The sequence below is a fragment of the Filobacillus milosensis genome, from assembly GCF_004402015.1.
GTDB classification, from domain to species: Bacteria; Bacillota; Bacilli; order Bacillales; family Alkalibacillaceae; genus Filobacillus; species Filobacillus milosensis.
In genome coordinates this window covers 44,961-59,884 of the sequence record NZ_SOPW01000006.1, presented here as the reverse complement: position 1 = coordinate 59,884, position 14,924 = coordinate 44,961, and the positions used below count along the sequence as shown (strand labels likewise).

10 protein-coding genes are annotated in these 14,924 nt (G+C 37.9%); 9 read left to right on the top strand and 1 reads right to left on the bottom strand.

All coding sequences use genetic code 11. The features are described 5' to 3' along the window. Positions 1–15 precede the first annotated feature (15 nt). The 6 genes from E3U55_RS07130 (at position 16) to E3U55_RS07105 (ending at position 6,509) form a co-directional block, all read left to right on the top strand. Positions 16–1,023, top strand: a complete 1,008-nt coding sequence (locus E3U55_RS07130) for a lipoate--protein ligase (RefSeq protein ID WP_134339746.1) — start codon at positions 16–18, stop codon at positions 1,021–1,023. 241 nt (positions 1,024–1,264) lie between these two features. Then, complete coding sequence (locus E3U55_RS07125) at positions 1,265–2,809, top strand: fatty acid--CoA ligase family protein (protein ID WP_134339745.1); 1,545 nt, start codon at positions 1,265–1,267, stop codon at positions 2,807–2,809. A gap of 170 nt (positions 2,810–2,979) precedes the next feature. Then, the gene (locus tag E3U55_RS07120) at positions 2,980–3,990 is read left to right on the top strand and encodes an ABC transporter substrate-binding protein (RefSeq protein WP_134339744.1); all 1,011 of its coding nucleotides are present in this window, start codon (positions 2,980–2,982) and stop codon (positions 3,988–3,990) included. A gap of 12 nt (positions 3,991–4,002) precedes the next feature. Then, positions 4,003–5,007: an ABC transporter permease gene (locus E3U55_RS07115; protein ID WP_134339743.1), complete on the top strand. Its 1,005-nt coding sequence runs from the start codon at positions 4,003–4,005 to the stop codon at positions 5,005–5,007. Then, positions 4,991–5,788, top strand: a complete 798-nt coding sequence (locus E3U55_RS07110) for an ABC transporter ATP-binding protein (RefSeq protein ID WP_134339742.1) — start codon at positions 4,991–4,993, stop codon at positions 5,786–5,788. Before E3U55_RS07115 ends, E3U55_RS07110 begins: the two co-directional genes overlap by 17 nt. Positions 5,789–5,996: 208 nt before the next feature. Next, positions 5,997–6,509: a competence protein ComK gene (locus E3U55_RS07105; RefSeq protein WP_134339741.1), complete on the top strand. Its 513-nt coding sequence runs from the start codon at positions 5,997–5,999 to the stop codon at positions 6,507–6,509. Here the strand turns inward: E3U55_RS07105 and E3U55_RS07100 are convergent. After that, entirely contained in the window at positions 6,457–6,846 is a 390-nt protein-coding gene (locus E3U55_RS07100) for a hypothetical protein (protein ID WP_134339740.1), read from the bottom strand. The two genes, E3U55_RS07105 and E3U55_RS07100, sit on opposite strands and share 53 nt — an antisense overlap. Before the next feature lie 142 nt (positions 6,847–6,988). On the opposite strand from E3U55_RS07100, the gene E3U55_RS07095 reads away from it, so the two are divergent. Genes E3U55_RS07095 through addA form a run of 3 tightly spaced genes read left to right on the top strand, consistent with a single transcriptional unit; the run spans position 6,989 to position 14,854 of the window. Beyond that, a complete protein-coding gene (locus E3U55_RS07095; RefSeq protein WP_134339739.1) occupies positions 6,989–7,636 on the top strand; it encodes a TVP38/TMEM64 family protein in 648 nt (215 codons plus the stop codon). Positions 7,637–7,648: 12 nt separating this feature from the next. Beyond that, positions 7,649–11,134: a helicase-exonuclease AddAB subunit AddB gene (gene addB / locus E3U55_RS07090; RefSeq protein WP_134339738.1), complete on the top strand. Its 3,486-nt coding sequence runs from the start codon at positions 7,649–7,651 to the stop codon at positions 11,132–11,134. Next, complete coding sequence (gene addA / locus E3U55_RS07085) at positions 11,135–14,854, top strand: helicase-exonuclease AddAB subunit AddA (RefSeq protein WP_134339737.1); 3,720 nt, start codon at positions 11,135–11,137, stop codon at positions 14,852–14,854. The last annotated feature ends 70 nt before the right edge of the window (positions 14,855–14,924 follow it).

Here is a 14,924-nt window from a genome sequence, read left to right as displayed (position 1 = left end):
TAAGGAGGAAGTCGCATGCTTTATTTTATTGATAATGAAAATATAACAGATCCCTATATTAATCTAGCGATCGAAGAATATGTTTTAAATCATTTAAATATTAGTGATGACCAGCAGTATCTTTTATTTTATGTAAATGGTCCATCAATTATTGTGGGTCGTAACCAAAACACTGTTGAAGAGATTAACACGGATTTCGTTGATGCCAATAATATTAAAGTGGTTCGTAGACTATCAGGTGGTGGGGCCGTCTATCATGACTTAGGTAACCTGAACTTCAGCTTTTTAGCTAAAGATGAGGGTGATAGCTTTAGCAACTTTGCAAAGTTTACACAACCTGTTGTTGACGCACTGCAAAAGCTTGGTGTTGATGCCGAGCTTACTGGACGTAACGATTTAACAGCAGATGGACGTAAAATTTCCGGTAATGCTCAGTTCACTAAAAAAGGCCGTATGTTCAGTCACGGGACATTAATGTATGATTCGGAAGTTGAAAATGTTGTACAATCCTTAAGAGTAAAGTCTGAAAAGATTCGCTCAAAAGGTATTAAGTCTATTCGTAGTCGTGTAGCTAATATATCTGAATTTCTTGAAGAGAAAATTACGATGGACGAGTTTAAAAAGACATTGTTAAGATATATTTTTGATGTAGAAGATGTTAACGAAGTTCCGCGATATGAGCTGAAAGAAGAAGATTGGAAGAAAATTAATGAGATATCAGAGAATCGTTATCAACAATGGGATTGGAACTATGGTCGTTCTCCGAAATTTAACATTCAGCATTCAAAACGTATTGAGGGTGTTGGGTCATACGATGTACGTTTAGATGTGAAAAAAGGTGTTATTGAAAATGTAACTATCTTTGGTGATTTCTTTGGAATTGGTGAGGTTTCAGAGCTTGAAGATGTGTTAAAAGGTATTAAGTATGAGCGTGCAGCTATTCAAGAAGCTATTAAAGATGTAGATATTCAGCACTACTTAGGAAAAATAGAAGAAGAAGACTTTTTATCGTTGGTTTATTAATAATGTGAATGCCGCAGCTATATGCTGTGGCATTTTTCTTTTTAATTGGACACTAATTTAGAAAATTGGATAGTAAATCCATTTAATTGGACACTAAATCAGAGTATCAGCCACTAATTTTTCAGTATTGGCCACTAAAAATAAAATCCAATGACTTGCTGATAGAGTGTTATTAATTTATAATGAATTCAGAATATAATGAATGATTATTCATTCATACTTTCTTCGAGGGGGCTTACATATGAATCTTAGTGATCAGTTGTCACTAACGGCGATAGATAACTTGTCGAAAACGGCCTACGTGTTTAATGGGGAAGAAACGAACTATCAAACATTAGAAGGGCAAGTTACGAAGTTCGCATCAAGTTTGAAGGATTTAGGTTATAAAAAAGGAGATCATATCGCGTTAATCGTAGGGAACACACCACACTTTATTATTGGAATGTATGGAGCGATGCGTTTAGGATTAACGGTTATTCCAATAAATCCAATCTATACCGCAGATGAAATCGCTTACATAATTAACAATGGTGATGTAAAAGGTGTGATCACTCTTGATGTGTTAATGGAAAAATTCGAGAAGATGGAAAAACTTATTCCTAATGTTGAGCATTATATCGTGGGCGAGACATCGCCAGCTTATGATGTTAATCAATCAAGCTTAAGTGAAAAAGCTTTTTCATTTGCAAAACTTGTACAAGCGGGAAGTTTAGAGCTTGACCGTCCAACATTATACGACCATGATACAGCAGTTATCTTATATACTTCAGGAACAACAGGTAAACCAAAAGGTGCGATGTTAACGCATAAAAACTTGTATTCTAACGCCAGTGATGTAGCGGAATACTTGCAAATTGGTGCGAATGACCGTGTTATTGCGGCTTTACCAATGTTCCATGTTTTCTGTTTAACTGTAGCACTCAATGCACCGTTAGTGAACGGAGCGACTGTATTAATCGTGCCTAAGTTTTCTCCAGACGCAGTATTCGAGATTACTAAAGACTTTAATGCAACAGTCTTTGCTGGTGTTCCAACTATGTACAACTATCTCTTACAATATCCTAATAAAGAAATGAAAGACTTTTCATCAATTCGACTTTGTATTTCTGGTGGCGCTTCTATGCCTGTTGCGTTATTAGAAAAATTCGAAGAGCAATTCAATGTACGAGTATCAGAGGGTTATGGCCTATCAGAGGCTTCACCAGTAACTTGCTTTAATCCACTTAATCGCTCAAGGAAAGCCGGTTCTATTGGTACTAGTATTCTTAATGTCGAAAACAAAGTTGTTGATGAATTGGGTAACGAAGTATCTCCAAATGAAGTGGGTGAGTTAATCGTAAAAGGCCCTAACGTGATGAAAGGTTATTATAAAATGCCTGAAGAAACAACGGCCTCTATTAAAGATGACTGGCTATATACAGGGGATATGGCTCGTAAGGATGAAGACGGCTATTTCTACATTGTAGACCGTAAAAAAGATTTAGTACTAGTAGGTGGATATAATGTGTATCCACGTGAAGTAGAAGAAGTTCTTTATAGTCATAACAGTATAAGTGAAGTGGCTGTAATTGGTGTACCTGATCCCAACTTAGGAGAAGTAGTGATTGCTTTTGTTGTCGCAACTGATGATTCAGTCACCGAAGAAGAGCTTATGAAACTCTCAAAAGATAAATTAGCTAAATATAAAGTTCCTAAAGAAATTCGTTTCTTAGACGAACTTCCAAAAAATACAACAGGAAAAATTTTAAGAAGAAGTCTTAAAGACCAATTAGCATCACAACAGTAAAGTAAACGTTTTCATAATTCCTTAGCCTTTTTGGCTGAGGAATTTTTTTATTTAAAAAGGGTTGATTTTTATTTTCAAAATAAATATACTAGTCATCAACATTAAAAAATACTTTACTACATAAAAGCACACAAGCATAAAAGTGCAAAAGTGGGATTGGGGAGTTGGAAATGAAAAAACTATTAAACCTATTAATGATGTCGACGATGCTATTAATCGTTGCAGCTTGCGGAACATCAACGGATGCGGAAAGTGAAAGTAATGGAGCGAGTGGAAGTGAAGAATCACAGTTCACAGTAGGGATTACTCAAATTGTTGAGCACCCTTCACTCAATCGAGCAACAGAAGGTTTCAAAAAGGCTTTAACTGATGCAGGGTTAAATGTTGAGTTTGAAAAAGAAGTGGCTCAAGGTGATAACAATAATAATCAAATGATTGCTCAAAAATTCGTGAGTGATGAAGTTGACTTAATTTTTGCTAATTCAACACCAAGTGCTCAGAGTGCACTTAATGAAACATCAGAAATTCCGATCGTTTTTACATCGGTAACTGACCCAGTTGGTGCAGGTTTAGTGGAATCGATGGATGAGCCGGGTGGAAATGTTACAGGTACTGCAGACATGCACCCAGATACATTGCCAAAGACATTAGACCTTATTAAAGATTTGAAAGCTGCATCAATTGGTTTAATCTATAACGCCGGTGAACAAAATTCGGTATCTCAGATTGAAGCAGTTAAAGAGTTGGCAAATGAAAAAGGGCTAGGAACTGAAGAAGCTACAGTGTCATCTTCTTCTGAAGTTAAACAAGCAGCTGAATCACTAGTTGGTAAAGCAGATGCTTTCTTAGTCATTACAGATAACACAGTTGTAAGTGCACTAGAAACTGTATTAATGGTTGGTCAAAATGAACAAATGCCAGTCGTAGTAAGTGAACACGATTCAGTAAAGCGTGGTGGCTTTGCAGCTTATGGTTTTGATTACTTCGATATTGGTTATGAAGCTGGTGAAAAAGCTGTACAAATTCTTAAGGATGGCAAATCACCAAGCGAAATTCCTGCACAATTTCCTCAAAATCTAACGCTTCAAATCAACAAAGAAGCTGCAGAGAAAATGGGAGTTGAGCTAACGGATGAATTAAAGGAAAAAGCAACAATAGTGACAACTGAGAAGGACGAATAGAGGAGAGGTAATATGGTAGGGGCATTATACGGAGCAGTAGAATCAGGATTAATATACGCCATCATGGCACTGGGTGTTTATATTTCATTTAGAATACTAGACTTTCCGGACTTGACGGTTGATGGAAGCTTTGTAACTGGAGGTGCTGTTTCATCAGTTATGATCGTGAACGGCACTAATCCATTCATTGCTACTTTAGCAGGTGCATTTGCCGGATTACTGGCTGGAGTATTAACAGGGTTATTGCATACCAAAGGAAATATTAATCCACTATTAGCTGGTATTCTTATGATGATTGCGTTGTATTCTGTGAACTTACGTTTAATGGGTCAACCAAATATACCAATGCTTAATGAGACAACTTTATTTACCACGTTGTCTTCCTGGTGGCAAAGCATGAATTTAGACGGGCTCTTATTAATACCATTTGAATGGTTCGGCATAGCTGACTATGCACCGCGAACGTTTTACGTGATTGTTTCAATGATCGTCATTGTATATCTTGTTAAGAAGCTGCTCGATTTCTTCCTGCGTACAGAAGCGGGTATTACGTTACGCGCAACAGGTGATAATCAGTCGATGGTTAGAAGCTTTTCAACGAACACTAATCTTTACATAGTTGCTGGAATGGGACTATCGAATGCATTAGTTGGTTTAAGTGGAGCATTGGTCGTTCAATTTAACGGATTTGCGGATGTGAACTTAGGTGTTGGAATGATTATTATCGGCTTAGCCTCTGTCATTATCGGTGAAGTTCTATTCGGAAAAGACAAAATTGTGAGAATGACGCTAGCTGTTATTCTCGGTTCGATTGTTTACAGAGCGATTTATTCATTAGCACTGCGTGTTGAGTTTTTAGAAGCTAGTGATATGAAACTCATTACGGCACTCATTGTTGCTTCGGCCTTAGTCATACCGAACTGGTTAGATAAAACAAATGCCAAACGTCAATTTAAGAAATCAAAAAAAGCAGCATTGAAGCAAAAAGGAGCGGTTCAACATGCTTCAGCTAAATAATATTCATAAAACATTTTATCCAAACACGCCAGATGAACGCAGGGCTTTAAATGATGTGTCTCAATGTTTAAACCCAGGTGATTTTGTTACCATTATCGGCAGTAATGGTGCTGGTAAATCAACCCTTTTAAATATGTTAGCTGGAACCCTCTACCCTGATGAAGGTGACGTTTGGATTGATGGTAAAAATGTAACCGCCATGCCGGAAGAAAAACGCGCAAAATTCATCGGACGTGTCTTCCAAAATCCATTAATGGGTACAGCACCTGGCATGACAATTGAAGAGAACATGATGATTTCACTTGGTCGAACGAAGCGCAGAAGCATAATTAGCGGGGTTACGAAAAAAACTCGAGACCGCTTTCGTGAACACTTATCCACTTTAGAAATTGGCTTAGAAGATCGTTTGAACTCTAAAGTTGGACTCTTATCTGGTGGTGAACGCCAAGCTTTATCTCTATTAATGGCAACATTCACTGAACCGAAAATTTTGTTGTTGGATGAGCACACAGCAGCTCTTGATCCTTCAAAGGAATCGCTCATCATTAACTTAACGAAAGATTTAGTTGAAAAACATAAACTAACGACAGTTATGGTGACACACCAAATGGAACAAGCGATTGAACTCGGAAACCGATTATGGATGATGGATGAAGGTAACGTCATTTTTGAAGCGGATGAAAACAAGAAAAAAGATTTAACCGTGCCTGATTTATTAAATGAATTTGAAAAAGTACGTGGCCGACGCATGGCAAATGACCGGGCGTTGTTAGCCAAATAATTCTCAATGAAGCTCAACCCTGATATTTAGGGTTGAGTTTTATTTTTTACTTTTTGTTAATATTTTTAAGTAAATAGGTAAAAAATTATCGTTATTTTGTGTGTTTTTCGTTTTGAACACTTAAAAATTTGCAATTAGGTGACTTAACTTTTTTAATGTTTTTTTATATATTTTATTCGAAAAAAGACAAATTAAGGAGGCGTAATAGATGAAGTTTAATGATACACCTAAAATTTCAGGGAAAACGATGGTAATCCGTCCTTATGAACTCGGTGAAGATAACTTTGGTTCATATGTGTTAGAAAAAGGTGGTGAGTATTATACTCATCTTAACCCTAGACAGCTTATGGATCAGACCTGTAAAGAATATGGTGCAGACCTTAGAGGACGTCTAAACGGTACACAGCATATTTCAGGTGTTAATCGAAAAGCACCGATTGCGATTGATACTCATAGCCAAGTGTTCTATGTCCCAACAACATCCCCTAAGTCAAAGGAATGTACGTGGCTTTGTTACAATCACATTCAATACATTGAAAAAGTGAAGCCAAAGGTTACGAAAGTTCATTTTAATAATGGTAAAGAAATTATATTAGATATTTCTTATTCCTCTTTAAATAATCAATTACAAAAAACAGCTCAATATAGTGATATGTTAGAAAAACGAGTTAGAAAGCTTCAGAAAGAAATCGAGCTTGATCTTTTAGAGCTTCAACCATAAGTTCTTGATAAAGCATTTCAACTTTTTTCCGAACGGCGGGGTTAAAGTACCGGCGTTCTTCTTCGTATCCTCGAGCAATAAAAAGGTACGTCGAAAACGTATCATTTTTCTGCACAAATACAACATCCATCTGACCCTTACGCATTTTCGCTCTTAAGCTTTTTCGTTCATTCTTCGCAAGTTGTTCCATATGTCTTAACAATTTCAAATAAGGTTCTTTTATTTTAAATGCTCCTGTCTCGATCTGTTTAATATCTTTTTCAAGGACAATAATGGCCATAGATAGAAAAAGAAAGCGGGAAGTAATTTCAAATTCTTCGTCTTTTAAGTAACGCATGGTGTTCATCCCTCCACTGTAATCGAACATGTGTTCTTATTATAGTTTATTGTTGAAAATAATTCAAGAAGGGAACAGTATGCAAAAGGCTGTTTTTTTTATAAAATAGTAATAGATGAGATAGAGATAGGAGCTACTAATGATGAACGAGGGATATTCTAATCTTGATGAATTAAAAGACATGCTCTCAGATTCTGTAATCGGGAGTTATATTATACAATTATTAGAATTCTATGGAAGCTTGGGTCCTATTCCAGGACTTGCTCTTCCTTTTATAGAAGCATTTTTACCATTCTTACCAGTTATTGTTTTTATATTAGCTAATTCCATTGTGTATGGCTTATTCTTCGGCTTTTTATTTTCCTGGATTGGCTCAGCAGCTGGTGCGATTTTAGTATTTATTTTGGTTCGTAAATTAAATAAATACCATTGGGTGCAACGGTTAAAACAACAAAAGCAGGTTCATAGGGTTATCGGCTTCTTCGATCGCCATGGGTTTGGACCAATTTTCTTATTATTATGTTTTCCATTTTCACCTTCCGCGATTATTAATGTCGTTGCAGCATTTACTAGAATTTCTCTTCAACAATTTATGCTGGCGGTTTTATTAGGAAAAGCTGCTATGATATTTTCGGTATCCTATGTTGGTGATAGCATTGCGTCTTTTGCTCAGAATCCTTCTAAGACAATCGTGGTCGGTGTCTGTATAGGGCTGTTTTGGATTATTGGTAAATTAATTGAAAAACGGATGACGGCAAAAGCTGATAAACTTAATGAATTAGAGGAGTAAGGGGGAATTGTTATGGCCTTACAATTTATTTTAGGACGTTCGGGTTCAGAATTCGGACATTACATTTTAGATGAGATCACCGAGGAGATTAAACAGGATCCACAAGGTGATCCTATTTTTTATTTAGTGCCAGACCAGATGGCCTTTCAACAAGAATATGAGCTTGTAAGAAAGCCGGGGGTAAGTGGCTCAATCAGGGCACAAGTGTTTAGTTTTTCGAGACTTGCCTGGTACATATTTAACGAAGTTGGTGGAGCAACGAAACCGTTTATATCGTCAACTGGTATTCAAATGATGCTTAGAAAGCTTGCGGAAGAGCATAAAGAGGAACTAGTCGCTTTTCAAGAAGCGGTAGACAAGCAAGGTTTTATTGATCACCTAGAAAAAATGATTACAGAATTAAAACGTTATCGAATCACGCCAGAATCCTTAAACAGTGTAGTCATGGAGATGGCTAAGTTTCAACACCAGCACCCTAATGAAGTGGCATTAAAAAATAAATTATCAGACCTGGCTCTGATCTATTTTGAGCTAGATCAACAATTACGTGGTCATTATATTGACCATGAAGACCAACTGGAATTAATGGTCGAAAAAATTAGACAGACAGGTATTTTAAGTGATTCTACTATTTACATCGATGGGTTCCACCGTTTTACACCTCAAGAATACTATGTTATCGAAGCATTAATGAAATATGCGAAAGACCTGAAGATTACACTCATGATTAATCCAGGTGTGTCTGATGGCAGTGAGCTGGACCTTTTTTATCAAACTAAGACGACGTATGATACTCTGGCAGAAATTGCTGAAGAAGCGGACATTGAATTAGACGAACCGTATTATTTATCACCTCAACAACGTTTTAAGGGAAATGGTGCGCTCGAGCATATGGAGCGTTATTTTGAGATGCATCCAATCCCTGAATATAAAGGTGAAACGCCAATAAAATTAGTTGAGTCTGTTCATCCCAGAGCAGAAGTTGAAGGTGTGGCACAGGAAATCACACGTTTAATCCGTGATGAAGGCTATCGCTATCGTGATATGGCCATCTTAATTCGTCAACCTGAAGTGTATCATGATTTAATTCAAACGATATTTGAAGATTATGAGATTCCGGTTTTCATCGACGAAAAGAAGACGATGTTGAATCACCCATTTGTTGAGCTGATTCGAACAGGTCTAGAAATTATTAATAGTAATTGGCGTTATGATGCTGTTTTCCGTTTACTTAAGACAGGCTTTGTAATACCTGACGATGAAGAGTATCCACTTACCGAAGAAGCGGTTGATACCTTGGAAAACTATGTTTTAGAATATGGGATTCGCAGAAGAGATCAATGGTTATCTAAAGAAAAATGGCCATACCAGCGTTTTACAGGTCTAGAATTCAGACGTCAAACGGATGAAGAGCAAGAGATGGAGAATCAGATTAATGCTTACCGTAAACAGGTTGTCCGAGCTTTAGAAAGATTTGATCAGAAAATCCATGATGCAAAAACGATAGCGGAAAAGTGTCAGGCAGTTTTTGAGTGGTTAGAGCATTTAGATGCCCCACGTTCGCTAGAAAAATTACGTGATCACTATGATCAAGTAGGACGCGTTGAAACAGCACGTGAACAAGAACAAGCTTGGCAAGCTGTGATGGAATTATTTGATGAAATGGTAGAAATGATCGGAGAAGATGAAGCATCTGATGAATTGTTCTTACAAGTCGTTGAAGCTGGATTTGATACTCTGACTTTTGCTCAAGTGCCACCGACGATTGATCATGTGATTATAGGTAGCGTAGAACGCTCACGTATCTCAAACGTCAAAGCGGGCTTTGTACTAGGAGCAGTAGAGGGTGTTTATCCGCTAAAGCCGCCTGGTGAAGGAATGGTCACAGATGATGAGCGTTTAATTCTAGAAAATCACGGGGTGACGTTAGCTGATCGTGCAGAGCGTGTGTTATTAGACGATCGCTTCTATATGTACATCGCCTTTACCTTAGCATCAGAAAAGCTTTGGGTTAGTTATCCGTTAAGTGATGAAGAAGGACGTTCAAAAGTCCCTGCGCCGATAGTGAAGCGTCTTGATTCGATGTTTCCAGAAGCTGAGCATAAATGGATTATGGATGATGAAGATGAACAAGATCCATTACGTTTTATTAATAATCAAGAAAAATCTCGTGCGATCTTAACAGCTGAACTCTCAAAATACCTTCGAGGTTATCCGATGGCTGATGTTTATTGGGATACCTTACATTGGTACGTTAAGCATGAAGTTCAAGGCGGAAAAACACAACGAGTGTTGCAAAGTTTATTTTACCGACCAGAACCGGACAACCTTCAGTCTGAAACCGTTAGTCAATTGTATGATCAAACGATTCGATCCAGTGTCTCTCGTTTAGAGACGTATCATCAGTGTTCTTATCGTTATTTTGCGCAGTATACGTTAGGCTTAAATGAACGTAATACGTTTCAGTTGGCGGCACCTGATATTGGGCAGCTCTTCCATGAATCATTGCGCCATATCACCGAATGGGTGTATGAAGAAGGAAAAGCATTTTTTGAGTTAACTGAAGAGGAGATTCAAAAGTATGCCAGACGTGCTGTAGAACAATTGGCACCAATATTGAATCACCAGATTTTATTCAGTTCAAATCGATATAAATATATTTTGCGAAAGCTTGAACAGGTAATAATCAGAGCGACCAATGTCTTAGCTTATCAGGCGAGACATTCTAATTTCGCGCCTGCTGGAATTGAAATTGGATTTGGGCGTAAAAATAAGTTACCGCCTCTACAGCTAAACTTACCTCATGGCTATCAATTGGAGCTAAGTGGCCGAATTGACCGTGTGGATCAAGCTGAAATTGACGAACAACTCTATTTAAGAATCATTGATTACAAATCTAGTCAAAAGGATTTGAGTTTAGTAGATGTTTATTATGGTTTGGCTCTACAGATGCTGACGTATTTGGATGTAGTTTTAACCCATTCATCTCGTTGGGTAGGTAAACAGGCTGAACCAGCAGGGGTTCTCTATTTCCATGTTCATAACCCGACCATATCTGATCCAAAATCAATGGATGAAGAAGCCATTGAGGAAGAGATGATTAAGCAGTTCAAAATGAATGGTTTGTTATTAGAAGATGAACAAGTTGCTCAGTCCATGGATCAATCTTTGGATACTGGTATGAGTAAAATTGCGCCTTTTGGTGTGAAGAAAGATGGTTCATTTAGAAGTGGATCGAAAACAGTCGATCAAGAAGTGTTTCAGCGCATGAATCATTATGTAAGGAATGTAATGACACACGCTGGAAGCGAGATCGTCAATGGAGAAGTAAAACTTAATCCATTCCAGAAGAAAGACGTGGTGGTTTGTACCTACTGCCCGTTCCAATCGGTGTGTCAGTTTGATCCTACATTGGATGAGCACGAATACCGACGATTAAAAGAAGATAAAGATTCAGTCATGTTACAGAAAATTTTAGAACGAGAGGGGGAGTTATAAATGAAGTGGACAGAAGAACAAGAGCTTGCCATTTATGAAGATGGAAAAGATATTTTAGTTGCAGCAGCGGCTGGTTCAGGGAAAACGGCCGTACTTGTTGAACGAATTATTCAAAAGATGCTTCGTGAGCAGGATCCATATAACATTGATGAAATGTTAGTCGTAACATTCACTAATGCAGCCGCACAAGAAATGCGTACACGAGTTGGTGGAGCGATTGAAAAGGCTTTACAAGTGAATCCTGATTCCATTCATTTGAAAAAACAACTCTCACTCTTGCAGCGTGCGAACATTTCGACGCTTCACTCTTTCTGTATGGAAGTGGTAAGAAAGTACAGTTACCAACTCGATTTAGACCCGAGCTTTCGAATTCTCGATAATATTGAAGCGGAATTACTACGTAATGATATTATTCAAGAAGTGTTTGAAGAGTGGTACGGCAAAGAAGGCGAAGAGCAGGAAACGTTCTTCCGCTTTGTCGATAGTTTTTCCAATGATAGAGATGACGCCAAGGTGGAAACACTTGTTTTAAAAATGTATGAATTTGCGATGCAGAATCCTTGGCCTTATCAATGGCTGGAACAACAGCAGGCTACGTATAAATTATCTGAAGGGGTAACACTTGATGACCTCACGTGGATGCCAGTGGTTCGTCAAGATATCAAGGAAAACTTAGAAGCGATGCTTTTCGATGTCAACCAGGCTATCGACATGGCTCAGGATGTTAATGGACCTGACCATTATATGCCTAACTTGACCGAAGACAAGGAACAAATTCAGAAGGTCATGGAAGCAATCGGTGCACCTTGGGATGAATTAAGAAATGTGTTTAAAGAGAATGAGAAGTTCGGTAAATTATCTGCCAAAAAATCAGACTGTGATGAAGAACTTAAAGAAGCAGTTAAAGACATTCGTAACCGATATAAAGATCGTATGAAAAAGCTAATCGAACGCTGGTTTAATCGTCAACCTGAGTCATTAATTGAAGACTTACATAAGTTAAGTCCGGTAATTGATCAGTTAGTTGTTTTAGTGAAACAGTTCCATGAACGTTTCCAAGCAGCAAAAAAAGAGCAGGCCATGGTCGACTTTTCTGATTTAGAACATTATTGCTTAGAAATTTTATTAGATGATGAAGCAACGCCTGACCATCTGGTTGGTTCGACTGTTGCGCAGCAATTCCAAGGTCAATTTAGAGAAGTATTGATAGATGAATACCAGGATACAAACCTAGTTCAAGAAACTATTTTACAGCTCGTTACACAAGGTGAACAGGCGGGTAACTTGTTTATGGTTGGTGATGTAAAACAGAGCATTTACCGTTTCAGGCATGCTGAACCAACACTTTTTATGGACAAATATAAGAAATTCAAGTCGACAGAGGTCCCTTCTTTACGAATAGATTTAGCTCGGAATTTCCGTAGCCGTAAAGAAGTATTAGACTCAACCAATTTTATTTTTCGCCAGTTGCTCGATGAACAAGTTGGGGAGATGGAATATGATAAGGACGCAGAATTAATATACAGTAACCGCGTCTATGAACAATTAACGACGTCTGATGTCGATACCGAAATGCATGTCATTACACAAGATGAATTAGAGGATGAGTCAGTATCTGATGAATGGAAGTATATCCAAAAAGCTCAGTTAGAAGCACGTGCTTATGCTGAAAAAATTCAGAAATGGATTGGTACTGATGGATCAGATCCTATGAAAGTCATCGATAAAGAAACTGAACAAATACGAAATCTTCAATATAGAGACATTGTGATTCTCATGCGTTCAATGAGCTGGGCAAGTGTGATTGTTGAGGAATTGAAACAGTTAGGCGTGCCGGTTTATGCTGATATATCATCAGGTTACCTTGAAGCCATGGAAGTCCAAATCATGTTAAATGTCTTAAAAACTATTGATAACCCTCAGCAGGACATTCCACTTGCCAGCGTGTTGAAATCACCTATTGTCGGTTTATCAGAAGATGATTTAGCGAATATTCGTTTACATGGAAGAAAACAGCCTTTTTATATTGCGATGAAAAATTACATTCGCCAAGGTGAAAATTCACATGTCGTTAGACAGCTCACTGCTTTTGTATCAATGTTTGAAGGCTGGAGAGAAGAAGCTCGCTACGGCGCCCTATCTAAACTGATTTGGCAAATTTATCGAGACACAGGATACTTCGAATTTGTGGGAGGTACTCCTGGTGGCAAACAGAGACAAGCTAACTTGCGAGCGTTATATGACCGTGCGCGTTCCTATGAGAATTCGTCCTATCGTGGATTATATCGTTTCTTACGATTCATTGAACGAATGGAAGAACGTGGTGAGGATTTAGCATCTGCTCGAGCCTTGGGTGAACAAGAAGACGTTGTGCGAATGATGACGATTCACAAGAGTAAAGGTCTTGAGTTTCCTGTTGTTATTTTAGGTGCAGCTGATAAAAACTTTAATGAAATGGACTTCAGATCACAATATTTGCTTCATAAAGACCAAGGATTTGGAGCGAAATATATGGATGTTGATAAACGGCTTATGTTTACGACTTTCCCATTTGAAGCTATTAAAGTAGCGATGAAACGAGAGATGCTAGCCGAGGAAATGCGAATTTTATATGTTGCTTTAACCCGTGCGAAAGAGAAGCTAACCATTATAGGTACGGTGAAAGACTGGGAAAAACGATTATCAAAATGGAATGAGGTCACATCTCACTTCGAGTGGGTATTACCGCCGCATGTCAGAACTGATCAAGCCACATATATGAATTGGATTGGCACGGCTTTAATCAGGCATAACCTGGCAGAAACGATCCAAATCAGTGGAGTCGGTTCAAATGTTCCTGCAACGATCCGTGAAGACGATTCTAAATGGCAAATTAAGGTTCAACATGCTAGCGAACTGATGGACCCTAAGTGGATCACAGTAAAACGTAATGATGAATTGGAGCAACTCATTAAGGATTGGGACAATCAGCATTTACCGAATCAATCTCAGGCTTATGACGAGGTCGACCGCCGCTTGACATTTATTTATCCAAATAAAGATAGTGCATCAAGACGTGCAAAACAAACCGTTACAGAAATTAAACGATTAAGACAAGTTGCTGATGATTATAGTGGTTTAGACCTTATGAAAAACCAGCCAAAGATGAGGTTCCAACGCCCTAGGTTCATGCAGCAGGATGCTAAGAAATTAACGAAGTCCGAGATTGGTAGTGCTATGCATACCGTTATGCAGCATTTACCGATGGACCGAGAGTGGACTAAGGTCAGTTTAGTTGATTTTGTAGATGGACTTGTCATCAAAGAAATTTTGCGTGAAGAAGAAGCGAAAGTAATAGATTATAATGCTATCCTGACATTTTTAGAAAATGATATTGGTCAGACGGTAAAAGAAGCTAAACAAGTCAAACGAGAACTGCCTTTTACCATGGAACTACCAGCTTCAGAAGTCTATCCAGAATGGAAGGACCCACTTGAAGAATCTGTGATCATTCAAGGTGTCATCGACTGTTTATTTGAAACAGAAGATGGCTGGTATCTATTAGATTATAAAACTGATGCCATATTTGGTGATTTAACAGAAGATAAGGTCAATGAATTAAGAGAACGTTACGCCGTACAAGTTGAATTGTACCAGCGTGCAGTCGAATCAATATGGAATATTAAATTAGAAAAAGTATACTTGTATTTCTTTGAACAAGACTTGTTCTTAGAAAACTAACCTCAACAATGGTTTAGATTTTACATCTAAGCCATTGTTTTTTGTTTAAGTTATGCTACCATTTAAATTA